The 21554-nt window shown below is 58.8% G+C and carries 24 protein-coding genes; 14 read left to right on the top strand and 10 right to left on the bottom strand.

Annotated elements, in window-relative coordinates:
- Positions 1-22: 22 nt before the first annotated feature.
- From QP977_RS06660 to rpmB, 5 genes are all read right to left on the bottom strand, one after another.
- Positions 23-958, bottom strand: a complete 936-nt coding sequence (locus QP977_RS06660) for an AEC family transporter (protein WP_049189712.1) — start codon at positions 956-958, stop codon at positions 23-25.
- A 165-nt stretch (positions 959-1123) separates the two neighbouring features.
- On the bottom strand, positions 1124-1375 hold the full coding sequence (gene rpsR, locus QP977_RS06665) for a 30S ribosomal protein S18 (RefSeq protein WP_005511410.1): 252 nt from the start codon (positions 1373-1375) through the stop codon (positions 1124-1126).
- Between the two features lie 14 nt (positions 1376-1389).
- Positions 1390-1695: a 30S ribosomal protein S14 gene (rpsN, locus tag QP977_RS06670; protein ID WP_005511414.1), complete on the bottom strand. Its 306-nt coding sequence runs from the start codon at positions 1693-1695 to the stop codon at positions 1390-1392.
- Between the two features lie 3 nt (positions 1696-1698).
- The gene (gene rpmG, locus QP977_RS06675; RefSeq protein WP_005511413.1) at positions 1699-1863 is read right to left on the bottom strand and encodes a 50S ribosomal protein L33; all 165 of its coding nucleotides are present in this window, start codon (positions 1861-1863) and stop codon (positions 1699-1701) included.
- A gap of 3 nt (positions 1864-1866) precedes the next feature.
- Positions 1867-2103 (bottom strand): 50S ribosomal protein L28, encoded by a 237-nt coding sequence (rpmB, locus tag QP977_RS06680; protein ID WP_016423274.1) that lies wholly within the window; start codon positions 2101-2103, stop codon positions 1867-1869.
- Positions 2104-2559: 456 nt separating this feature from the next.
- On the opposite strand from rpmB, the gene QP977_RS06685 reads away from it, so the two are divergent.
- The 6 genes from QP977_RS06685 to QP977_RS06710 all read left to right on the top strand — a co-directional run bounded on the left by QP977_RS06685 (position 2560) and on the right by QP977_RS06710 (position 7632).
- Positions 2560-2826: a type B 50S ribosomal protein L31 gene (locus QP977_RS06685; protein ID WP_005511390.1), complete on the top strand. Its 267-nt coding sequence runs from the start codon at positions 2560-2562 to the stop codon at positions 2824-2826.
- Between the two features lie 21 nt (positions 2827-2847).
- Positions 2848-3021, top strand: a complete 174-nt coding sequence (rpmF, locus tag QP977_RS06690) for a 50S ribosomal protein L32 (protein WP_005511439.1) — start codon at positions 2848-2850, stop codon at positions 3019-3021.
- Positions 3022-3263: 242 nt separating this feature from the next.
- Positions 3264-3956: a response regulator transcription factor gene (locus QP977_RS06695; RefSeq protein WP_005511429.1), complete on the top strand. Its 693-nt coding sequence runs from the start codon at positions 3264-3266 to the stop codon at positions 3954-3956.
- Positions 3956-5512 carry a sensor histidine kinase gene (locus tag QP977_RS06700; RefSeq protein WP_049189711.1) on the top strand — a complete coding sequence of 519 codons (1557 nt, stop codon included), beginning with the start codon at positions 3956-3958 and terminating at the stop codon, positions 5510-5512. The genes QP977_RS06695 and QP977_RS06700 overlap by 1 nt, the downstream gene beginning before the upstream one ends.
- A 158-nt stretch (positions 5513-5670) precedes the next feature.
- Complete coding sequence (locus QP977_RS06705; RefSeq protein WP_070549887.1) at positions 5671-6990, top strand: S1C family serine protease; 1320 nt, start codon at positions 5671-5673, stop codon at positions 6988-6990.
- A gap of 72 nt (positions 6991-7062) precedes the next feature.
- Positions 7063-7632 (top strand): MogA/MoaB family molybdenum cofactor biosynthesis protein, encoded by a 570-nt coding sequence (locus tag QP977_RS06710; RefSeq protein ID WP_005511427.1) that lies wholly within the window; start codon positions 7063-7065, stop codon positions 7630-7632.
- Between the two features lie 280 nt (positions 7633-7912).
- Here the strand turns inward: QP977_RS06710 and mscL are convergent, their stop codons facing one another.
- From mscL to QP977_RS06725, 3 genes are all read right to left on the bottom strand, one after another.
- Positions 7913-8329: a large-conductance mechanosensitive channel protein MscL gene (gene mscL, locus QP977_RS06715; RefSeq protein ID WP_049189708.1), complete on the bottom strand. Its 417-nt coding sequence runs from the start codon at positions 8327-8329 to the stop codon at positions 7913-7915.
- Between the two features lie 252 nt (positions 8330-8581).
- The gene (locus QP977_RS06720) at positions 8582-9127 is read right to left on the bottom strand and encodes an SAF domain-containing protein (RefSeq protein WP_224433571.1); all 546 of its coding nucleotides are present in this window, start codon (positions 9125-9127) and stop codon (positions 8582-8584) included.
- Positions 9128-9232: 105 nt separating this feature from the next.
- The gene (locus QP977_RS06725; RefSeq protein WP_049171297.1) at positions 9233-9907 is read right to left on the bottom strand and encodes a 5-formyltetrahydrofolate cyclo-ligase; all 675 of its coding nucleotides are present in this window, start codon (positions 9905-9907) and stop codon (positions 9233-9235) included.
- A gap of 132 nt (positions 9908-10039) precedes the next feature.
- On the opposite strand from QP977_RS06725, the gene QP977_RS06730 reads away from it, so the two are divergent.
- From QP977_RS06730 to QP977_RS06755, 6 genes are all read left to right on the top strand, one after another.
- Positions 10040-11014 carry a UTP--glucose-1-phosphate uridylyltransferase gene (locus QP977_RS06730; protein ID WP_016423265.1) on the top strand — a complete coding sequence of 325 codons (975 nt, stop codon included), beginning with the start codon at positions 10040-10042 and terminating at the stop codon, positions 11012-11014.
- A 78-nt stretch (positions 11015-11092) separates the two neighbouring features.
- Positions 11093-12364 carry a molybdotransferase-like divisome protein Glp gene (glp, locus tag QP977_RS06735; RefSeq protein WP_005511382.1) on the top strand — a complete coding sequence of 424 codons (1272 nt, stop codon included), beginning with the start codon at positions 11093-11095 and terminating at the stop codon, positions 12362-12364.
- A gap of 30 nt (positions 12365-12394) precedes the next feature.
- The gene (locus QP977_RS06740; RefSeq protein ID WP_049193056.1) at positions 12395-13027 is read left to right on the top strand and encodes a GNAT family N-acetyltransferase; all 633 of its coding nucleotides are present in this window, start codon (positions 12395-12397) and stop codon (positions 13025-13027) included.
- 173 nt (positions 13028-13200) lie between these two features.
- Complete coding sequence (gene sepX / locus QP977_RS06745) at positions 13201-14472, top strand: divisome protein SepX/GlpR (protein ID WP_070652975.1); 1272 nt, start codon at positions 13201-13203, stop codon at positions 14470-14472.
- Positions 14473-14708: 236 nt separating this feature from the next.
- Entirely contained in the window at positions 14709-15113 is a 405-nt protein-coding gene (locus tag QP977_RS06750; RefSeq protein ID WP_038629133.1) for a DoxX family protein, read from the top strand.
- A 51-nt stretch (positions 15114-15164) separates the two neighbouring features.
- The gene (locus QP977_RS06755; protein WP_049189705.1) at positions 15165-15947 is read left to right on the top strand and encodes a zf-HC2 domain-containing protein; all 783 of its coding nucleotides are present in this window, start codon (positions 15165-15167) and stop codon (positions 15945-15947) included.
- Here QP977_RS06755 and QP977_RS06760 read toward each other — a convergent pair.
- Positions 15944-17440, bottom strand: a complete 1497-nt coding sequence (locus tag QP977_RS06760; RefSeq protein WP_370551033.1) for a dolichyl-phosphate-mannose--protein mannosyltransferase — start codon at positions 17438-17440, stop codon at positions 15944-15946. The two genes, QP977_RS06755 and QP977_RS06760, sit on opposite strands and share 4 nt — an antisense overlap.
- 85 nt (positions 17441-17525) lie before the next feature.
- On the opposite strand from QP977_RS06760, the gene rsmI reads away from it, so the two are divergent.
- Together rsmI and QP977_RS06770 are read left to right on the top strand one after the other, a co-directional pair.
- Positions 17526-18437, top strand: coding sequence for a 16S rRNA (cytidine(1402)-2'-O)-methyltransferase (gene rsmI / locus QP977_RS06765; RefSeq protein ID WP_016423259.1), 912 nt, complete (start codon positions 17526-17528; stop codon positions 18435-18437).
- Positions 18438-18596: 159 nt separating this feature from the next.
- Positions 18597-20273: a BCCT family transporter gene (locus QP977_RS06770; protein WP_016423258.1), complete on the top strand. Its 1677-nt coding sequence runs from the start codon at positions 18597-18599 to the stop codon at positions 20271-20273.
- On the opposite strand, the gene QP977_RS06775 is transcribed toward QP977_RS06770, so the two are convergent.
- Complete coding sequence (locus QP977_RS06775; RefSeq protein ID WP_016423257.1) at positions 20270-21535, bottom strand: aminodeoxychorismate synthase component I; 1266 nt, start codon at positions 21533-21535, stop codon at positions 20270-20272. The two genes, QP977_RS06770 and QP977_RS06775, sit on opposite strands and share 4 nt — an antisense overlap.
- Between the last annotated feature and the right edge of the window lie 19 nt (positions 21536-21554).

The following is a 21554-nucleotide window of genomic DNA, read 5'->3' on the forward strand; positions in this document are numbered from 1 at the left end:
CCAGGCCGTCGGGAAGAGTCCCCTAACTCAACAGCAGGGTGAACAAAAGGACCGTCGGCAAGCAGGCGATTGTCGTAATCACGCCACAATCGCGCGCCTGTTCAAGGTTCCGGCCGAAACGGGAGGCGAAGGTGTAGACGTTCTGGGCTGTCGGCAGGCCGGCGATAATCACAGCTGCCAGCAGCGCATGCCCGCTGAGACCAAAGACAAAATGGCCGAACAGGAGAGCCAGCGCGGGGTGCAGGAAAAGCTTCAGCGTAGACGCCACCACGACGGCGCGACGAGGGGAGCGGCCGGCTTCCATAAACGGCATGCCATGCAAACTAATACCGAAGGCCAAAAGTGCCATTGGCACCGCGGCCTGCCCCAATAGCCCCACTGGATGCGCTACGAACTGAGGTAGTTTGATAGCAAACGCATTAACCGCAAGTCCCACCATCGCCGCCAGAAAGATCGGGTTCTTCAGCGGTGCCATGATGACATTGCGCGGTCGGAAATGGCCGCGGTTAGTGAGGATTTCCAGCACGGTCATGGAAGCGGGCGCATAGAAGGCAATCTGAAAGATAAGGGCTGGGACGACGGCGGTAGCGTCGTGAAGCACTGCGACAGCGATGGGCACGCCGAGATTAGCGACGTTGTTGTAACTCGACGACATCGCGCCGACCACAGCATCGGCGCCGCGCTGTTTGAACATGGGTGCCACAAAGATCCGGTAAAACGCCGCCGTGCCAAGCGCCGACAGTGCCGCGACGCCAAACGCCGAACCGAAGATGCTCGCCGAATCCGCCGTCGCGAGCGTGTGCGCGAGCATGCACGGCATCGCAATCCAGAACACGACCATATTCAGGGTAAAAGATGCCCGCTTATCGACGATCTCACTGCGCCCAAACAACCAGCCAACAATGATCAGTACTGCGACGGAACCAAAGCCGGTGAATATTTCGGTGAGAGCGGGCATAAGTGCATATTTTAGACAATAAAAAACGGACCCAATCCAATCCCCTTGGTGGGGAAGGACTGAGTCCGTTTTACGCTGTTATCGCATGTATCGTCATGCGGCCAGCGCGTAAATAAGGCCTTTCGGCGGGTATTCGAATGATCGGCTCCCGCCGACCAGCCATCTTTAGCGGCTGGTGAACGGCAGGAGTGCCATCTCGCGGGCGTTCTTCACAGCGGTAGCGACCTGGCGCTGCTGCTGCGGAGTCAGACCGGTGACGCGGCGGGAACGAATCTTGCCACGGTCAGAGATGAACTGGCGGAGCAGGTTAATGTCCTTGTAATCAACCTTCTCAACGCCTGCGGCCTTGAGCGGGTTCTTCTTCGGGCGGCGGGACTGCTCCATCCGCGCCTTCTTGTTAGAGTGATTGCGCTTCATTGGTGCTCCTCGACTTACCAGCTGGACTTACGGACGCCCGGGAGTTCGCCACGGTGGGCCATCTCACGAACGCGGACACGGGACAGACCGAACTTGCGGAGGTAGCCGCGCGGGCGACCATCTGCAGCGTCACGGTTGCGGACGCGAATCGGGGACGCGTCACGCGGCTGACGGTTCAGCTCGTACTGTGCGTCCATGCGCTCTTCGTCAGTGGAGTGCGGGGACTTGATGATGCGCTTCAGTTCAGCGCGACGTTCTGCATAACGAGCGACGATTTCCTTGCGCTGCTCGTTCTTGGCAATCTTGGACTTCTTAGCCATGAATTAGCGCTCCTCGCGGAATTCGACGTGCTTGCGGACAACCGGATCGTACTTCTTAATGGTGATACGGTCCGGGGTATTGCGCTTGTTCTTACGGGTCACGTAGGTGTAACCGGTGCCCGCAGTGGACTTCAGCTTGATGATTGGACGAATGTCATTACGTGCCATTTTTTAGATCTTCTCCCCACGTGCACGAATCTGAGCAACAACAGCCTCGATACCGTACTTGTCGATGGTCTTCAGACCCTTCGGGGACACATTCAGAGTGATGTGACGCCCCTCAGAGGCGAGGTAGAACTTCTTACGCTGCACGTTGGGGTTCCAACGGCGCGACGTGCGCCGGTGGGAGTGGGACACGGTCTTGCCGAAAGACGGCTTGCGTCCCGTAACCTGGCAAATCGCCGACATAGGGATTCCTTTGCTTCCTTGCCGCCCAATGCCGACATCACTGGTGCGCCACGCCGGACTATTGAATAACCGAGGAATCCACCTGGCCTTTTCCGGGGCGCTGCCCACTGACACTCGACGCTGAGCGCGTAAACGAATAACTAGACAACAGCGAGAGAACAGTTTACACACGAGTTGCGGGATAACCTAATCGCTGTTCCACTGTGGTTTTCTCGGTGCGACTCTCGAGTGTCGTCATAGAGTTCGTGCTTGTCGACGGGCGTTAGTGCAGGGCCCTTTTTTAATTTTCGGGCTCGAGCCTGTAATATTCCATCGAGTGTCACATGCCGGTTTATAGAAATATTGACCCGGTGCGTGTCATTGTAAGTCGTGTTCGTACCCAACTCAGGCACGATTCTCTCACTCTTAGCTGGGGGAAAGCGACCTGAAGTTCAATCCTGAGGGAAACGAGAATTAATGAAGAAGGACATCCATCCTGATTACCACCCGGTGGTTTTCAAGGACGCAGGCACGGGTCACTCTTTCCTTACCCGTTCCACCGCCACCTCCGACCGCACTGTCGAGTGGGAAGACGGTAACGAGTACCCGCTGATCGTCGTTGACGTCACCAGCGAGTCGCACCCGTTCTGGACCGGTGCTCAGCGTGTCATGGACACCGCTGGTCGCGTCGAGAAGTTCCAGCGCCGTTACGGTAACCGCATTCGCCGCGCGAAGAAGAACTAAGAATAGGAGGGGAATAAGAAAATGGCAGTACCAAAGCGTCGCATGTCGCGTGCTAACACCCGCGCTCGCCGTTCCCAGTGGAAGAGCAACAACGTCGCTCTCCAGGAAGTCAAGGTAAACGGTCGCGTCTACAACGTTCCTCGTCGCATCGCCAAGGCTGTTCAGCTCGGCCTGGTTGACGTCGAGAAGTTCTAACGCGCATCTTTTAGGATGCTGACAACGTTCCTCGCTGAACCGAAGAGCGCTTCGAGCGCCCAGAGCGCGTTCAGTGTGTAAGGAACAGTTGATAAAGAGCTTTTTAAACCTCACCCCATCGCTTGTACTCGGCGATGGGGTGAGGTTTTTCAGTTCTATGGCCAGGTTTTATGGGAGCACTCTCACGAAGAATCTGTGTCACATTTACACTCACCTTATATTTTCAAGGCACAATGGGCAGTATGAAGATTTTGGTAGTTGATGACGATCAAGCGGTACGCGAAGCGTTGCGGCGATCGTTGACTTTTAATGGCTACACGGTCGAGCTCGCCGAGGATGGCGCAGAGGCCTTGGAAAAGATTGCCAAGGATCGTCCGGATTTGGCCATTTTGGATGTCATGATGCCGAAGCTGGACGGCCTGGATGTTTGCCGTCGGCTGCGCAGCGAAGGCGATGATCTGCCGGTCATGATGTTGACTGCACGTGATTCGGTCTCCGAGCGCGTAGCTGGTCTTGATGCCGGCGCAGATGACTACCTGCCCAAGCCGTTCGCATTGGAAGAGCTGCTCGCTCGTGTCCGTTCGCTACTTCGTCGTTCTGCTTTGGAAGTGCCTGCGATGGAGGATGCCGCAACTCTGCAGTTTGAGGATCTCTCCTTGGACCCGGAAACTCGTGAGGTCTTCCGCGGTGAACGCCGCATTAGCCTCACTCGTACAGAATTTGCGCTGCTGGAATTGCTGATGAGCAACCCGCGGCGTGTACTCTCCCGTACCGCCATCTTGGAGGATGTCTGGGGCTATGACTTCCCGACGTCCGGCAATGCGCTGGAGGTCTACATTGGTTACCTGCGTCGTAAGACTGAGGCAGAGGGAGAGCCGCGTCTGATTCACACCGTTCGTGGTGTCGGTTATGTGATGCGGGAGACCGCACCGTGATGTTGCGCCGTCGTCGTTCGACCGGCGGTGGCGTGCAATCAAATCAGCGTTCTGCCACGGAGGTCAATCCGGGGCAAGGTACCGTCGGTAAGCAAGAGAAGTCCGCGAATACTGAGACGATGGCAGGGGAATCGCTTCCCGGCCTGCCGCGGAGCTCGCGTATCCCTTCGCTGCGTTGGCGGCTGACTATTCTGACAGCGCTCATTGTGGCGATGTCGGTGGGGCTGATGACGCTGGCTGCATTTTTTACTGTGCAGGCAGCGCTATACCGCGAGGTGGACAGTAACCTCCGTAGCCAGGCGGAAAAGCTGCTGATGTCACCGTACGCTTCGGAGTTTGCCATTGGCCCCTCCTTTGAAGCGGACTCGAACAGGATTCTGAACCCCGATTTGGACGCGGTGTACTTTGCCCACGGCAGTGTGGCGGGCAAAGGCGGTGGCTCAATCTCTATTGGTGGCCCCGAACTTGCGGTGTTGCGGGGGAATCGACAGGAATCGATTCGCACCGATGAGTACAACGGCCGTCGTGTATACGCCGTCCGCTCCGAAGACGGTGCGACGCTGATCCTTTCGCAGGATCTGAGCTCGACGCAGTCGGTCTTGAAAGCGCTCAGTGCAGTGCTGCTGAGTATCTCTGCTATCGGAATCCTCTTCGCAATCGGATCAGGTATTACGGTGGCAACAACGGGTCTGCGCCCGGTCACTCGGCTGCGCATTGCTGCGGAGCGGGTGACGGAAACCGACGAGCTGCGCCCAATCCCTGTGGAGGGCGACGATGAGCTTGCGCGCTTCACCCGCAGCTTCAATGAGATGTTGGCTGCACTTCAAGCGTCGCGCATTAAGCAGGCGGAGCTGGTTGCAGATGCTGGTCATGAGTTGAAGACTCCGCTGACGTCGTTACGCACAAATATTGAACTGCTGATGATGGCCTCCCGTTCGGGAGCGGCAATCTCGGATGAGGATCGCGCGGATCTGGAAGCTGACGTCATCGCACAGCTGGAAGAGCTGTCGACGCTGGTCGGTGACCTGGTTGATCTGGCACGCGAAGATGGCCCGCAACAGGTTATTGAGCATGTCGATGTCGACGAAATCATTTCCACGTCGCTGGCGCGTGTTGAGCGTCGTCGTCCGGACATTACTTTCGATGTGCAGACAGCTCCGTGGTATGTCTACGGGGATTCGGCGGGTCTTGGTCGCGCAGTTTTGAACTTGATGGACAATGCTGCAAAGTGGTCGCCAGAAAATGGCACCGTGCGGGTTCGTCTGACGCCGCTCAGCGAGGTTGTTGCTGAATTCACGGTGGCGGACTCGGGGCCAGGTATCCCGAAGGAAGATCGAGACAAGGTCTTCGAGCGTTTCTACCGTTCCATTCAGTCGCGGTCGATGCCTGGATCCGGCCTGGGCTTGGCCATTGTGAAGTCGGTCATCGTCCGCCACGGGGGTACGATTACTGCCGATGAGTCCGATGATGGCGGTGCCTTGATGAGAGTAACGCTGCCGGGCAGTCCGCACAGCGGAAAAGGTGACGACTCCGATTCCGCTCAAGAGCCTAGCTAGAAACGCATAACCCCACGTCAAAGCTGATGTAATCCTCGCTGCGCGCAGCCTTTTAAGGAAGTGCGTGGCGGGGATTCGGTGTTTCATTCGGGGAATTTTCGGCGAGACTGCAGACTGCTCTCAGCCAATTGTTAGACAGACAGTGCAAGGTATTACGTATGAGCAACTCTTTCAACGATTCCTCGCGAGGAGATGAGCGGGGACACTACTCCTCGCAGTCTCACAACTTCAGCGAGAACCGTGCCATGGGGAATGCTGGTGAGACAAACCAGTTTTCTGCCGACGAGCGCGGCTGGGAGAATTCCCACTACAACACCATCCCGTCTCAGCCGAACGGCGCTTACGGAGGCGGTTCAGAGTGGGATGTTGCGGCCAATCAGCAGAAGACCAAGGGTGCCCAGGGGGCTAAGGGCATGGGGGCGCTGGCAGTCGCTGCCCTGATGCTGTGCTCGGCCGGTATTGGTGGCGGTGTCGGCGCATGGGTAGTTCACAACTCGCAGTCGTCGGCTCCCGCGGACAACGCGCTGGATAAGCCTGCGGAAACCCGTCAGGTAGCAGCAGCTGAGGGGTCCGTGGAGAAGGTCGCGCAGAAGGTCCTTCCCAGTGTCGTCTCCATCACCACTGTCTCGGAGCGGGGCACGGCGTCGGGCTCAGGTTCCATTCTGTCGTCCGACGGCCTGGTGCTGACGAATAATCACGTCGTCGCAGGCGCAGGTCCGGACGCACATATGGAAGTCCTGCTTTCCGACGGCACCACGCACCCGGCAACTCTGGTTGCAGGGGATGCAGCGACTGATATTGCCGTTATTCGAATTGAAGGTGTTAACGGGCTGCGCCCAATCTCTCTGGGTAACTCCTCGCAGGTCCAGGTTGGCCAGGAAGTGGTGGCCGTTGGTTCGCCACTGGGACTGACCTCCACTGTTACGCAGGGCATTGTCTCCGCTAAAAACCGTCCAGTGACCGCCGCTGGTGAAGACGGTCAGTCCTCGGTCATTGATGCAATCCAGACCGACGCGGCGATTAATCCGGGTAACTCCGGCGGAGCGCTAGTGGATATGGAAGGCAACCTCATCGGTGTGCCCAGCGTGATTGCCTCTAACAGTGAGGCATCGGAACAGGCGGGCAGCATTGGCCTTGGTTTCGCAATTCCGGTTAATCAGGCTCGTCGCATAGCGGAAGACCTGATTGATTCCGGTAAGGCGCGGATGCCTGTCATTGGTGCCCAGATTGATTCGCGTCCGATTGCACGTGGTGCACTGGTGCGAGAGGTAACGCCAGACGGCCCAGCTGATAAGGCGGGACTGAAAGATGGTGACCTGATTACCAAGGTTGATGACCGCACACTTGACAACGGCGTTGCACTAATTGCGGCTATTCGGTCGCATCGGATTGGGGATTCTGTCACACTTACAGTTACAGATGAGCGAGGCGGCAACGAGCGAACGGTCGATGTCACCTTGGTAGAAGCCCAGGATTGATAGGCAGCGTGGTGGAGTTAGTACCTCACCATCTGTAGAAGAGTTTTCGAGTGAAACTTCGAGTGAAAAGCTGTGGGAGAAAGCGAGATAGAGCAGATGAGTGAAACCGTGAGTACTGAGCCAAGTGACGTCAACCTCGCTGAGATGGAGCGTCTTATCAACGACGACGGCCAGGTTCGAAATGCGTTTGTTGTCCTCGTGGGCGACCATTTTGAGAACCCGGATGGTGCGGCTTCGCTCATGGTTGAGCTGTTGGAAGAAGACGGCTACTCGGTCGATGCTGTGGTCAGTACGGGTGCAGTGAAGCGTGAGATCCGGAAGGCCCTAGATACCGCTGTTGTCGGTGGCGCAGATTTGGTCGTTACGGTGGGCGGTGTTGGTGTTGGGCCTCGTGCGAAGACCCCGGATGCCACTCGCAAGGTTCTCGATGTGCGACTGCAGGGCATCGAGCAGGCTATTCGTAACTCCGGTATGGGAGCTGGCGCATTGGATGCCGGTCTGTCCCGCGGTTTGGCCGGTGTGTCCGGTCAGACAGTGATTATCAATCTCGCGGAGTCTCGCGCTGCAGTGCGCGATGGCATGGCGACAATTCTCCCGCTGGTCTCTCATGTGCTTGATGATCTCTGCCGCTGGAGCGTTTAGGAATGGGCGACGCTAAGCAGCCCAATCAGCCCGAGCAAGCTGCGCCGCGCAGTGGAAGCCGTAGGCAGCGCCGCCGCGCAGGTGCACCGGCGAAAAACTTTGCCCAGTCACGCAGTGCGAAAACCGCGCGCACAGTGCACTATCACGATGAATCCCCGGAGGATGCTCGTGATTTTGATGTGGACTATTGGATAAAACAGCGCCCACCCCATTGGGGATGAGCGCTGTGTAAAAGCGTTAGTTCGCTTCTTATCGGAAGCCTGCAACTAGCAGCTAGAGGCTAGTTCAGCTCCGTCTTCGGCTTGCCGTTCTGCTCTGCCAGCAGGTCACGAATCTCAGTCAGCAGGTCAGCCTCGGTGACCTCTGGCTCAGCGGAGGTCTCCAGACGAGCCTCACGCATCGCGTTGAACTTGTTCATCGGAGCAACGATGACGAAGTAGACAACCGCTGCGACCAGCAGGAAGTTGATGACTGCGGTGATGACAGCTGCGAAGTCAAGGTAGGTCGACGGGTTGCCCTTGATGATTTCGAAGCCGAGGCCAGTGACCTCAGCGCCACCGATGGTGTTCAGCAGCGGCTCGAGCAGGCTGTCGGTGAAAGCAGTGACGATTGCGGTGAACGCAGCACCGATGACAACACCGACCGCCAGGTCGATGACGTTGCCGCGCATGATGAACTCTTTAAAGCCCTTAAGCATAGGAAATTTCCTTCTGTAGAAACGGAACAAACCAAACGAGACCTGTGAGTCATCGTGTTGCTCATGGCAGGCCCATACGATTTTGAGAAACGGGGCAGTGCGATATCAGGCAGTGCCACTCTTCTTCGCTCTAATCGTAGTTTTGAATTGCCTGGCCATTGTATCCCCGCACTAAGTTGTGGGACAAGTCAACTTTCTGCGAAAAACACTGTTCAGGACCATAAAATCTTTGAACCAGTGAGATTTTGGTCACTAACCCGCGAGTAACAGTGTGAGCGGAGATGCTAGCGATGTCGCAGCCACCACCTCCGCGGCGCCGGTGGGCAGAGCGACCAAGACCACCTCATCGTCGACGATGTTGACCACCCTTGCCCCGTGTGCAAGCGGCGCCGCCACCCCGCGCTCATCCGCTGTCGACACAATATCCACGCTGTCACCAGTGCGAAGAGCGGACACAATGCCCGCATCAGTCAACGTGATGGCAATAATTTTGCTTTCCGACGTCCCCGTCAGCGACTTGGCAAGTGACGGGCCGACCATTCGCTGCTCTGTAATTATCTCTCTCGGTGACATGCCGGTGGCCAGGGTGCGTCCCCGCACAGAGGCGATGTCCGTTACGGCTCCACCGGGAACGAGCTCCCGGGGAATGTCCTTGAAAGCCACATCTTGTTCTGCCACCGATGCGCCAGCGGCAATGGATTTGGCGCTAACCACTACCCGAATATGGCCGCTGCGGGGTGTCAATGACTCCACCGCCGCCAGGCCGACTGCGCATAGGAAAACAGTGAGGGCAACCATCCGCCGAATAGTTGTGGGGCGGAGCTTTCGGAATGGACGCGGAAACCGGGACGAATATTTTGGGCTCATATTAAGTTAGGCGCGAAAATCCCGGAATCGGTTCCATTAAATCTGTGAAATCCCCGCTGGCGTGATCACATAATCGGCAGGAATGTCGTGCTCATCGTAGGCAAGCTCCGTGCGCAATTCGGTGTTGAAAACTGCAACAGCGATGGCCGCAGCTCTCACCCCATCCGTATCACTGTCGCGTCGAGCGAAAACCAAGCTGCGATCGTAGTAACCAGCGCCACGCCCTAACCGCATCCCGGTTGCGGGGTCGGCCGCAACTGCCGGCAGGATAATGGCGTCGGCAACACCCAGCTCAGCTGGGCCAGCAGAGTCTTCCACCGAAACAGGTTCCAAGAGTCCAAATCGGCCCTTGTGGAAGCTGCCGTTGTAGTAACCCCAGTGCAGCGGTTGTGGTGGACCGGGCGGGCAGACGGGAAGCAGAATTCGTGCTCCGGAAACCGCGTTTGCCAGAGCCTCCACAAAGCCCTGGCCGGGCTTACCGCCAGTCGAACTAGAAACGCTTGCGCCGGGTTCGTCACCAGCGGGGACATAAGCGGCAATGACAGGTTTTGCGAGGTCGCCGACGGTGTTGGATAACCATTCTTGCAACCGCTGTACCAGTGCTTCGTCGTCAAGCATGCGCTCACGCTGCCCCTTGGCGGCGCGTGCGGCGAGTACCTCGTGCCGTGTGCGGGCTTTGAAATCAGACGTGGTTTCGGGAAGCGGAGCCATACCTGCAAACCTACTCTGTCAGGTAGGGGAGCGACCTCTGTCGTCAGCGCAGGAGAAAATTTCTGATTAATGCGTTGAAAAAGCGGGGTCAGCCTCCGAGCAAATGGAAGTTATATAGGTATCGTTGCCATTATGGTCTCATCGTCTAAAGAGTCTGGTTCGGACATGACTACTCCGGTTCGAACTGTCATCGTTCCTGCCGCGGGCATGGGTACGCGATTCTTGCCTGCCACCAAGACAGTGCCGAAAGAATTGCTGCCCGTAGTTGATACGCCGGGCATCGAGATGATTGCTGAAGAGGCCGCCGCCACTGGTGCGCAACGCCTGGCTATTGTCACAGCGCCGAGTAAGGATGGCGTGCTTGGGCACTTCGACCCGCGCCCGGACCTTGAGCAGACTCTCGCCGAGCGTGGCAAGGACAAGATTGCAGCGAAGGTACGCCGCGCCACCGAGGTCATTCGCGTGGAATCCGTTGTTCAAGATCGACCGCTGGGCCTGGGGCATGCGGTGTTGGTCGCAGAGCCGCTGCTCGAAGACGATGAGGACAGCGTTGCTGTCATGCTTCCCGACGATCTCGTGCTCCCAGTGGGCGTGATGGATCGGATGACGGAAGTGCGCGAGCGCTTTGGTGGTTCGGTGCTGTGTGCGCTGGAAATTCCTCATGAAGAGGTCTACAACTACGGTGTCTTCGATATTGAGGACGCCACCCCGGCGGAGTCTGGTGAGCTCGGTGCTGACGCGGCCGACGCTGATGCCTGGGACGATGTGAAGCGAGTCAAGGGCATGGTGGAAAAGCCGGACCCTGCGGATGCTCCATCCAACTTCGTTGCAGTCGGACGTTACTTGCTCGATCGCGCCATCTTCGATGCGCTGCGCCGCATCCCGCGCGGTAAGGGCGGCGAATACCAGCTCACCGATGCAATTGAGCTGCTGATTCAAGAGGGGCATCCGGTTCATGTGGTCGTTCACAAGGGGTTCCGCCATGACCTGGGAAATCCTGGTGGCTTCATTCGTGCTTGCGTAGACTTTGGACTCAGGCATCCGGACTACGGCGAGGGGCTGCGCGACTACATGCAGCAGCGTCTGGCGCAGGATGAACAGGCTTAAAGCCTTTTTATAGAGGCTTGTACTGAGAAGCTGAATAGCATAAAGCGCACCGCGGGTTGGTGCCGAGGAAGGTAAAACATGCGTTCTGTGGAAGAACAGTTGGCGGCAATCACCGCACACGCTGTGATGCCTGATCCTGTGCGCGTTGCTATTTCGGAATCCCTCGGCATGCTGTGCGCTGAAGATGTCATCGCAGAGCAGCCGTTGCCGGGATTCGTGCAGTCAGCGATTGATGGTTATGCGGTGCGCGCTGTCGATATCGTCGGCGAATCTGGTTCTTTACCTCCGGATGCGCGTCAGAGTGATGTTGATTTTCGCGAGGTCGAGCTGCCTGTTGTCGGTGAGGTGACAGCCGGCTCTCACCACCCGATGCGTCTCCAGCCGAAGCAGGCCGTGCGCGTACAAACTGGTGCGCCGCTGCCATCGCTTGCCGACGCCGTCGTGCCCCTAAACTGGACCGACCGCGGTGGCCGTCGAGTTAATGTTCTCCATCCGGTCTACTCCGGTGACTTTGTGCGCAAGGTCGGTGACGACGTGCAGCCGGGTGACGTGGCGGTGTCCTTGGACTCGGTGATTTCGCCGTCACAGGTTGGATTGCTGGCAGCGGTGGGGCGTTCGAAGGTTTTGGTGCACCCCAAGCCACGTATGTCCGTGATTTCCATTGGTAATGAGTTGGTCGATGTTGACCGCACACCGGGGCTCGGTCAGGTCTACGACGTCAACTCCTACGCGCTGGCTGCAGCCGGCCGCGATGCTGGGGCTGAGGTACACCGAGTGGGTATTGCCACCGGTGAGCCCCGCCGCATCCGGGAAATCATCGAAGGCCAGCTCATTCGCAGTGAGCTCTTGGTCATCACGGGGGCTGTCGGCGGTGCCGCGGGTGAGCAGATTCGCCGTGTGCTGGCTGAATTGGGCGAGGTTGATGTTTCCCGCATCGCTATGCATCCTGGTTCAGTCCAGGGCTTTGGTCTGCTGGGAGATGACAAGATTCCAACGTTCCTCCTGCCGTCGAATCCGGTCGGCGCATTGGTCGTTTTTGAGGTCATGGTTCGTCCCCTCATCCGACTGGCGTTGGGGAAGCGCAATCCCCGCCGCCGCGCTGTCACCGCTCGTGCTGTCGGCCCGATCGAGTCGGCGGAGAAGCGCCGTGGCTACATCCGTGGCCAGCTCATGCGTGACCGCGAGACCGGCGAATACATGGTGCAGCCGCTGGGAGGTTCCGGCGGTGCGCAAGCCCATCTTTTGGCCGGTATGTCGGAAGCCAACAGCCTCATCGTGATTCCGGAAGACGTGCTGCACGTGCGTCCGGGAGATGTAGTTGACGTGCTGTTCATGGCGCGCCAGGCCTAACCTCACTCCACTACCGCGAGTATTGTTGCTGTGCGTACTTCTCGTCTAGTAACCAGTGGCGGCCGAGTCCGCCTGCGTGTGCCAGAGCGCTCTGATGCCTCTGCATGGCGGACACTGCGGCTGCGCGACGAGCCCATTTTGCGCCCCGTGGAGCCAACCCTCGAGGACGACTGGGATAACGCCCACAAGGCTTCTGTTTTCCGCCGTAACCTGCGCAGTTGGCGTCGTTCAGAGGCTGCGGGAGACATGATTGTCTCCACCATTGAAGTAGACGGCCAGTTCGCTGGCATGCTCACACTCGGCGGTATTACACCTTTCCCCGTCGCTCACGCATGGATTGGCTACTGGGTCGGCAGCGGCTTTACATGTGGAGGGGTCGCCACTGCGGCAGTGGCGTTGGCGTCGGATTATGCCAAGAGAGTTGGCGTCCACCGAATTGAAGCGACTGTGTTGGACAGCAATGTCCCGTCGATACGCGTGCTGGAAAACTGTGGGTTCGAGTACGAAGGCGTGGCGCGGGAAGCCTTCCATATGGATGGCGCGTGGCGCGATCATCTGACTTATGCGCGGGTGGGGGAGGACAGTGCAGTGGACCTCATCGTGGCGAGTGGTCGCGCGCAATATGAAGAGGCGGAGAAATACCCACCGCAACGGCGCGCCTGAGTAGTCTGAGTAACACACGCCGATAGGGTGATGACAACTCTACTATTGGGCGAATTCGCTCTAGATACGCTGACTGCCTTCGCAAATGCCTCTGTGGAAGGGCATGTGGGTGGCGTATTTGGGCCGGGGAGAGACGGCGAAACCCCGGGCGAAATCGCAAGGAGACACAAAATATGTCAACTTCACTGTTGCTGATACTCATCGTTGTACTGTGGCTGTTTGTGCTGGCCCCGCTGGTGGTCAATACGCGCAAGCCGATTCGTCGTACTTCCGATGCGCTAGGTAAGACCCGCGTGCTGCATCGTGGTGGCGAGGAGTTGGCCACGACGCGCCGCCGTCCGTCTTTTAAGGAGTCGGACGTGCGCGTAGCCGAAGAAGTCGACGATTCTCTCGAAACCGTTGACGCGCAGGTCGACGATGACTTCGATGTCAGCGACGTGCTTATCGACGACACCGTGGACGAGGCGGCCGACCCGGCCGTCGTTGACGGCGATATCGTCTACGAGCTGGAAGCGGCAGATGCAGAGGAGGAGACCCCGCAGGCGGATGATTCCGCTACCGAGGAAGCCACTGCTGAGTCTTCTGACCGCTCTGACATGGACGTGTCCGATGATGAGTCTGCAGACCAGTCGCTGCAGGCTGTCGTTAATGACGAGGATGCTGAATCTGACTCCGCCGTTGCCTCCGCCGAAGGTGACGTGGTTCGTGCAGATGAGTCCTCTTCCGATGTGAGCGTTGACGTTCGCCGTCAGTTTGTCGACGCCGATGACTTGATGTTCGAAGATGCCGTTGAATCTGACGCTGATTCCGGTGCCGCGGCTGACGCTGAGCACGCGGACGCTGAGGCGCTCTCTGAGACTGAAGAGGCAGCAGACACCGTAGACGAGCAGGCGGAACCCGACGAGACCGGCGAGGACGACAGCGACCACAGTGTCGAGTCCAACGATGACGCAGTCGCTGTCGATGACACCTTGACCGAAGATGATTACGCGTTCGCTGAGAAGCGCCGTGGTCGTGGTGGGTTCGATCCGATTTCGGATGCCCAGTACGCTGAGACTCGCTTTGCCCGCCGCCGCCGTTCGGTTGCTGGGCTGGCAGCGTTCATCGCGGTCACGGTCATCATCGCTGCTTTCGCCGGTGGTTGGACCTGGTGGATTCCACTGGTCGGTGTCGGCTTGATGACCCTGTATCTGGTCAACCTGCGCCGCACCGTGCGTGCAGAGCAGGAACTGCGAGCTCGCCGAATTCGCCGGATGAAGATGGCCCGCCTCGGCGTGCGTAACCGCGAGGATGATGAGCTGGGAATTCCACAGCGACTGCGCCGTCCGGGCGCGGTAGTGGTCGAGCTTGATGATGAGGACCCGGATTTCGCAGATCTGGCCTACACTGACCACCGCTTTGATGACGACGATTATGACGAAATGCCACAGGCTCGTGTGAGCTAGTCCTGTGAACTGAGCCGTAGAACAACCTTAAAGTTGTCTGAGCACGTCAGCGCGATTTTTTGTTAGAAACTCGGCCTGTTACGATGTCACTACCTAAGACATGACACACCGGGTGTGTTTGGCGGAAGGCTTCTCCCGAGGGGTTGGGAGAAGCCTTTTTGCATGTTAAAGTCGCTGGCCTCTCGCAGCCGCAGTGCTACCGTGCTTTGACCGTGCCGTCGGGTAGCATGTCCCTCATGGATCGACCGGTAATGCGCGATATCGCGCTCGTGATTCTCCGCCTAATACTCGGAATTATCTTCATCTGCCATGGCTGGGACAAGATTTTTATCACCGGTATCGACAAGACGACCGGTTACTTTGTCGCCGCGAATATCCCGCAGGCGCACTTGACGGTCTGGGTTGTCGCTCTAGTCGAACTGGTCGGAGGCGCGTTGCTGATTCTGGGACTCTTGGCACCGACGGTGGCGATGGTCTTCATCATTGAGATGATTGGTGCCTGGTGGTCGATGCACCTGGGCAATGGCCTGTTTATCCGCGACAACGGTGCGGAGCTCGTGATGTCACTCATCGGTGGTCTGGTGATGATTTTCGTTTTCGGAGCCGGCCGTTTCAGTTTGGACAGGCAATTCATCAGGTAAGACCTCATTAGGTACAACCCCCTTAAGAGTTAAAAGCGGAGGAGATTCCCCGTGGAGTGCGAGGAAATTCGCGCAGCATTGTCAGCTCGCCTCGATGGCGAGCAGGCAAGCATTGCCGATGAAGTCATCGATGCCCATCTTGGGGCCTGCGAGGAGTGCCGAGCTTGGTACGAGCGAGCGGTGCGGCTGAACCGCGCCCTTACGGTTGGGCCTGCCGATGGTATGCCGGAGATTTCCACGGATGATCTCTCGGAGCGCATTTTGGTCTCCATCGAACCGGAGCGCCGGCGGCGTGAGCGCGCATGGCTGCTCATGGCCGGCACCGCCCGCGGGGTGCTCATTGCGCTGGGCCTTTGCTGGGCGGTCTGGGGGATTGCGACACTGGTCGACGCCTCCGGCATGATGACGCTCGGACTTTCCTCGGCGCAGCCGCAGGACGGTGCAGGAATCGCAACAAGCACGGGAGCGCCTATCGACGGTTCCACTGCCACCGTTGACCCAATGGAGCTCGGAGCACGCCTTGCCATCCAACTCGCGGCAATTCGGCTTGCATTGGCAGTGGGATTGTTCTGGGCTGCTTGGCGGCCACGCGCTGCCATGGGCATGGCGCCGGTCTACGGTGCCGTCGCCACGTTCAGCATCGGTTTTGGTATTCGTGACATTCTCATCGGTGCCCAGGGAGCATCAGAGATCGCTGGTCTGGCCTTGATGTTTGTCTCCGCTTTGACGCTGGCCGTTGTGTGGCTGGGTGGCTATACGCCGACGGCAATCGCACAGGCATGGCGGGCCGCCTCGGGGTTGCCGGTCACAGGCGTGCCACCACAGCGGGACTAGCTCCAAGACGGCAACCAGAACCGCCATTCAAAGTGGTTGAGAGGCAGCGGGTAGCCGGTCAAAATCGGCAGCCAGAACACAAACGCGGCCACCACTAGTGCGGCGTGCGTGCCAACGATTACCAACCCCACCGGCTTATCGCGGGGCCGCCAGTGTGAGAGATCGTCGGCAAGCAGAGCAAAGGCGATGAGTACGAATGGAATCAGCGCGGTGGCGTAGAAGAAGTACATCTGACGGTCGTAGCCGATGACCCACGGCAGCCACGAGGCGAGGAAACCGATGACTGGCAGCGCGTAGCGGCCGTCGCGGCGGCCGAGCCAGCGCCATGTGGCCCACAGGACCACGGGGACCAGCAACCACCAGATGGGCGGGGTGCCAAAGAGCATCATCCAGCCCTTGCACTCTTGGCCGCCACTGCAGGTGGTTTCGGTGGAGTAGTAGAGCATTGGCCGCCAGCTGACCAGCCACTCCCAGGGCTTGGACTCCCAAGGGTGTTTGTGGCCATTAGAGGTGGTCAGCTCGGCGTGGAACTTCAGCACGCTGTTCTGGTAGTGCAGGTAGTTCTGCACGGCCTCGGGAAGCCAGCCGGTGCCGGGGAGTCCCGTATCGCGGTCTTCGGGCGAGACATGGCGATAGACCGACGTTTCTTCGGCGAACCAAGAACGCCAACTTAAGAAGTAAACGCCCAGCGGAACCACCACCAGATCACGCAACGCCGGGGCGGTATCGCGGGCGAGTGCGCCGAGCACGGGCTTGTCCGCACCGGCATTCTTGCGTGACACCAAATCCGTGAAAACGGACCACAGGCCGAATGCGGCCATGTAGTACAGACCGGACCACTTCACCCCGGTGGCAAGCCCCAGCATGATGCCGGCGAGCAGTCGCCACCAGCGATAGCTGAGATAGGGGCCGAAACTACCGAGTTCCGTGGCGGATTCCAGGCGCTTGCGGGCATCGGCCTGGTCAATGAGAAGTGCCCACGCGGCCGCGATGATGAAAAAGGTCTGAATCATATCCAGCATGCCGACCCGAGAGGAGACAAACAGCACTCCGTCGGCAAGCGCGTAGAGACCAGCAATACCCACTGCCAACCGCGAGCCGCGAGAGATACGTCGGACGATGTCCATGAGCAGCAGGATGACCAGCGTGCCACACACCGCCGACATAGACCGCCAGCCCATTGGTGAATAACCGAAAATCCACTCGCCCAAGGCGATGACCTGCTTGGCCACTGGCGGATGCACAATCAGACCGTAGCCGGGATTGTCCTCAATGCCAGATGAGATGGGGTCGCGCGTGGACTCCAGAATCTGCCAGGCCTGTGGCACATAGTGCTTTTCGTCGAAGAGCGGGGTGCCATTGTCGGTCTTGGCAGCAAGCCCGATGAAACGCGTTAGCGCTGCGACGATTCCGAGAACCACAAAAGTGGCGGTATCCCATTTGTCCCACCGCCGCAGTGGCGGCAGCGGGGGAACCGGGGGAATCGGGCGCAGGAAACGTTTTTTCGCGCGGCGCTCGGTTTCCGGTGGTGGGGTTAAAGCGGCATCGGTCACGAATGTCAGTTTAAGCTATGGAATCATGACGCATTCGGCATCGAACTTCCAACCGCACGAGAACGAGCCCCTCAGTGAGGCTACGACGCTGGCTCCCGGCATCACTCTGGTGGCAACGCCGCTGGGCAATATAGCCGATGCCTCCGACCGCTTGCGCGGTGCGCTTATCGACGCCGATATCATCGCCGCGGAAGACACCAGGCGGGCGCGCAACCTAGCCACAGCGCTGGGCATTTCCCCCAAGGGGAAGTTTGTTTCGAACTTCGATCACAACGAAGAGAGCCGCACTGAGTCGCTGATTCAGGCGGCGAAGGCGGGACAGAAAGTCATTGTGGTGACCGATGCGGGGATGCCGGTGGTGTCAGACCCCGGCCTGGCTGTGGTGGCGGCTGCTCACGACGCGGGTGTGCCGGTGTCCTGCGTACCGGGACCGAGCGCGGTGACTACCGCATTGGCTCTCAGCGGCTTGGGTGTCGGCCACTTCTGCTTCGATGGCTTTGCACCTCGTAAACAGGGGGCGCGCCGGGCCTGGTTGGAATCACTGAAGACAGAGAAGCGAGCCTGTTGTTTCTTTGAGTCGCCGCATCGATTGGCTGCCACGTTGGCGGATGCCGCGGAGATTTTAGGTGAGGAGCGGCGCGCGTCGGTAAGCCGTGAGTTGACCAAGCGCTTTGAAGAGACTCGCCGCGCGACGCTGGGAGAACTGGCTGCGTGGGCGGAAGAAGGTGTCCGCGGAGAAATTACGGTGGTGATTGAGGGCGCGGGGCAGCAGGCGACGGAGGTATCCACGGAGGACCTAGTTGACCGCGTGGAGGAGCTCGTGGCTGATGGCATGCGGTTGAAGGATGCCGCGAAGCAGGCTGCGGCGGAGGCTGGAATGACAAAGCACCGTGATCTCTATCAGGCGGTTTTGGCTGCTCGCGAGGAAAATCGTTAGGCGATTGTTACTTTGTGCCAGGAAATGCCCAGCGCACGACAGTGAACAGGGTAAACGCCATTATTGGCAGTTTTTGCAAGCTGGGAAAAAATGAAGAAAACCTGAGAAAACCCGCATTCTAAGTTGAAATCCCAGGTCAATGGTGGACATGGTGGAGGAATGACGAATCCACCAGAACATGAAATACAACAAGAAGTAGGGGAGTCGGTCGTTGGCGAAGTCAGGGCCGACGATTCTCACGCTCCCGTGAACCTCGGGGTTACCGTCCCCGCCATTGCCGCAATTCTGGCAATTATCGTCTGGGGACTGGTGTGGCCGGACAGTTTCTCCACGTTTGCATCTAGTTCTCTGAACTGGGTCGTGGAGAACACCGGCTGGCTGTTTATCTTGGCTAGTACCGTCTTTGTCTTCTTTATTGTGTCCATCGCGATTTCCAAGTTCGGTCACATCCGCCTGGGCAAGGACGCCGAGAAACCAGAGTTTTCCACACCTAGCTGGATTGCCATGATGTTCGCCGCCGGTATGGGCATCGGTCTGATGTTCTACGGCGTTGCTGAGCCACTGACCTTCTACCGCGAAGGTGTGCCGGGTCACCAGCCAAAGGAAGTCGGTACCGCCATGGCATCGACGATGTTCCACTGGACTCTGCACCCGTGGTCGCTCTACGCCATCGTCGGCCTTGCCATTGCTTACTCGACCTACCGTCTTGGTCGTAAGCAGCTGATTTCCGCGGCGTTCATCCCGCTTATCGGTGCACGTCGCGCTGAGGGATGGTTGGGCAAGCTTATCGACGCACTTGCGATTTTTGCCACCGTCTTCGGTACGGCAGCCTCTCTCGGTGTTGGTGTGCTGCAGATTTCCGCTGGTTTGGAGATCAACGGTTTCACTGCCATCAAGGGCACAAGTTTGTGGATTGGTCTTATCCTCATTCTGGGTTGTGCCTTTTTGGCTTCTGCGCTGTCGGGTGTGGGCAAGGGCATTCAGTACATTTCGAACTTCAACATGGTTGCCGCTGGCCTGCTGGCTCTGCTGGTGTTGGTCCTCGGCCCTACCGTGGTGATTCTGAACCTGATTCCGACTTCTATTGGTAGCTACCTGAATTCCTTCTTTGAGATGGCCGCCCGCTCCAGCGCTTCCGCTGACGGTACCGCCGGCGAATGGCTCTCGTCGTGGACAATCTTCTACTGGGCCTGGTGGATCTCCTGGTCGCCGTTTGTCGGTATGTTCATCGCGCGCATTTCTCGCGGCCGTACTATCCGTGAGTTCGTCTTCACCGTCGTCGCAGTTCCGTCGATTGTCTCTGCCGTATGGTTCTCCATCTTTGGCGGCACCGCCATTACTCGTGAGCAGCAGGGTGCTTCCATCTATGGCGACGGCTCGGCTGAGAGCCAGCTGTTCAACCTGCTGGAATCCCTGCCGGGTGGCGCGATTACTTCCGTCATCGCAATGGTTCTGCTGGCTACCTTCTTCATTACCTCGGCGGACTCCGCCTCCACGGTGATGGGCACCATGAGCCAGTTCGGTCGACTCACAGCATCGCGCACGGTCACTGCTATGTGGGGTATTTTCACCGCTCTGATTGCGATTGTCCTATTGGTCACCGGCGGCAGCGATGCCCTGTCCAACCTGCAGAACATCACCATTTTGGCGGCAAGCCCGTTCGTCATTGTTATCTTGGCGCTGATGGTGGCGCTGGTTAAGGGGCTTTCCGACGATCCGATGTACCTCGATGACAAGGAACAGCGTCAGTTTGCCCTGCGCATGGCTCGCGAGCGCCGCTTGGCGGAAGCGGCCGAACAGCGCGAACGCCGCCGTGCTCGTAAATTGCGCAACTAGCTTTCCAACAGCAGCGGTGCGGCCTTGGCCTCAATCTCGGCCCATTCGCCCTCGGGCGTAGACCCGATGGTGATGCCACCGCCGATGCCAGCTTCGACCCGAACTCTCCCCGAGTTCGGGTCTTTTGCATACTCAGCGGTACGAATGGCGACATTGAGCTCAAGTGCATCCCCGTGGGCCGCACCAATCGCGCCACAGTGAGCGCCACGGGGCTCGGGTTCCCACTCGCGCAGAAGCTCAATTGCTCGCAGCTTCGGTGTACCGGTGACTGAGGCCGGTGGGAAGCAGGCATCGATCAGCTCAGCGTGGCTGAGCTGATCGGGAAGTTCCGCGGAAACTGTGGAAAACAGGTGCCACACGCCCGGTGCCGGACGCACACTGAGCAGATCCGTGACCTTCACAGTGCCAGTTTTGGCCACCTGGCCGAGGTCGTGGCGCACCAGGTCGACAATCATGATGTTCTCGGCGACATCCTTATCGCTGCGCAACAGCTCATGCGGGGGCCGGTCAGCGGGAATCGTGCCTTTGATAGGAGTTTCAGTCACGCTTGTGCCAGCGCGGATGAGGAACTCCTCAGGACTCAGCGAGGCCAGAATTGGAATTCCAGCATCGAGGTTGCCGGGCAAGAATGCCGCTCGAGCCGGCTGATACCGCGCCACGCGGGAGGAAAACCACGCGCCGGCGTGGGCTAGTGCAGCATTGTCCACATCGACGTTCGTGCCCGATCCCGCATTCAGCTCCGCGTGAAAGCGTGTAGAGATGCAGGTTTGGTACACCTCGCCCGCGGCAATTGCTTCCTTACAGTTCTCCACTGCAAGCTGGTGGCGTTCTCGGTCGCCCTGATCCCACTCCAGTGGTGTGGCCGCGGGGAGCGCGTCGTCACGCGTGTTTTCGTGCGAGTATTTGATGGTCTCCTGAAGGGCTTGGAAATCCGGATTTGAGGGGTCACCGGTGCCGGGGCCGTCGAAATGCCACGTGCCGTCGTCGGCAAGCAATGCGACGCAGGCAGCGATCCCATGCGCGCTGGTGCCGGAGTAGGGGCGGAACCCAAATAGCCACGCATTGGGGTCGGGGCTGGTGAAAAGCGCTGTCGAATCGCAGGCGGTGAGCTCGACGTTAGCGGCGAGAACCGCGCGATAACCGAACCAGGAGCCGACGAGTGCGGCGGGGCGATGACCGGCGGCGATAAGACGAGCTAGCGCAGTGGTCGCGCGCGAAGTGAAGTCAGCGGCCGAGTCGGAGGAGGTGGACCGAGTGGACATAGGACATAAGCGTAGTGAC

The organism is Corynebacterium sp. MSK012 (genome assembly GCF_030232435.1).
In the GTDB taxonomy this organism is placed as follows: Bacteria; Actinomycetota; Actinomycetes; order Mycobacteriales; family Mycobacteriaceae; genus Corynebacterium; species Corynebacterium jeikeium_D.